Origin of the sequence: Streptomyces sp. CA2R106, assembly GCF_037034245.1 — a bacterium.
Classification (GTDB): Bacteria; Actinomycetota; Actinomycetes; order Streptomycetales; family Streptomycetaceae; genus Actinacidiphila.
This window is the reverse complement of the sequence record NZ_JBAGKC010000113.1, coordinates 1-1,510: the sequence shown is the minus strand read 5'-3', so window position 1 is coordinate 1,510 and position 1,510 is coordinate 1. Positions and strand designations below refer to the sequence as shown.

The following is a 1,510-nucleotide window of genomic DNA, read 5'->3' as shown; positions in this document are numbered from 1 at the left end:
TCACCGACTACCCGGGCTCCGGGACCGGCCTCGGCGGCCGCTCCGACCTGGAGGGCTTCCGGCTGACCGGCGGCACCTCGAGCGTGGTCTCCGGCCGTGTCGCCTACAGCCTCGGCCTGGAGGGCCCGGCGGTGTCCGTGGACACCGCGTGCTCCTCGTCCCTGGTGGCGTTGCACCTGGCGGCGCAGGCGCTGCGCAACGGCGAGTGCTCGCTCGCCCTGGCCGGCGGCGTCACGGTGCTGTCCGGGCCGTTCCTGCTGATCGAGTTCTCCCGGCAGCGCGGGCTGGCCGCCGACGGCCGCTGCAAGTCCTACGCCGAGGGCGCCGACGGCACCGGCTTCTCCGACGGTGTCGGCCTGGTCGTGATGGAGCGCCTGTCCGACGCGCGGCGCCGCGGCCACCGGGTGCTGGCGGTGATCCGCGGCAGCGCCGTCAACCAGGACGGCGCGTCCAACGGCCTGACCGCGCCCAGCGGCCCGTCCCAGGAACGCGTGATCCGGGCCGCGCTGTCGGCCGCCGGACTGCGGCCCGACGAGGTCGACGCGGTCGAGGGCCACGGCACCGGCACCAAGCTGGGCGACCCGATCGAGGCGCAGGCGCTGCTGGCCACCTACGGGCAGCAGCGGCAGGACGCGGACCCGCTGTGGCTCGGGTCGATCAAGTCGAACATCGGCCACTCCTCGATGGCGGCCGGTGTCGCGGGCGTCATCAAGATGGTGCAGGCGCTGCGGCACGAGGTGCTGCCCGCGACACTGCACGTGGACACGCCGTCCTCGCACGTGGACTGGGAGTCCGGCGCGGTCAGGCTGCTGACCGGCGCGCAGCCCTGGCCGGCCGGGGAGCGCGTCCGCCGCGCGGGCGTCTCGTCCTTCGGCATCTCCGGGACGAACGCCCACCTGATCCTGGAGGAGGCACCGGCCGAGGCCCCGGCGTCCGCCGACGAGCCCGCGCCGCAGCCGGCCCGCGGCCTTCCCGCGGTGCCGGTGCTGGTGTCCGCGAAGGACGAGGCCGCGCTGCGGGCCCAGGCGGCCCGGCTGCGGGAGTTCCTGCTCGCGCGGCCGGAAGTCGGGCTGCTGGACACCGCGTTCTCGGCCGCGACGACCCGGGCGCACCTGGAGCACCGGGCGGCGGTGTCGGCGGCTGACCGGGACGGTCTGCTGACGGGGCTGGCGGCGCTGGCCGGCGCGGAGCCGGGCGCGGGGGTGGTCGAGGGGCAGGCGGGTGCCGGGAAGACGGCGTTCGTGTTCTCGGGTCAGGGTGCGCAGCGGGCGCGGATGGGTGCGGAGTTGGCGGCCGCTTACCCGGTGTTCGCGCGGGCGTTGGCGGAGGTGCGGGCGGAGCTTGATCCGTTGCTGGAGCGGCCGTTGACGGACGTCCTTGCCGCGGCGGCGGGTTCGGCTGAGGCGGCGCTGCTGGATGACACGCAGTTCACGCAGGCGGGGTTGTTCGCGGTCGAGGTCGCGCTGTTCCGGCTGGTCGAATCGCTGGGTGTGCGGCCGGACTTCCTGGT

The 1,510-nt window shown here is 75.6% G+C and carries 1 protein-coding gene; it reads left to right on the top strand.

Features of this window, described 5'->3' with window-relative positions; translation table 11 throughout:
• On the top strand, positions 1-1,510 hold a 1,510-nt coding region (locus WA788_RS35240), incomplete at both ends, for a type I polyketide synthase (RefSeq protein ID WP_335984524.1).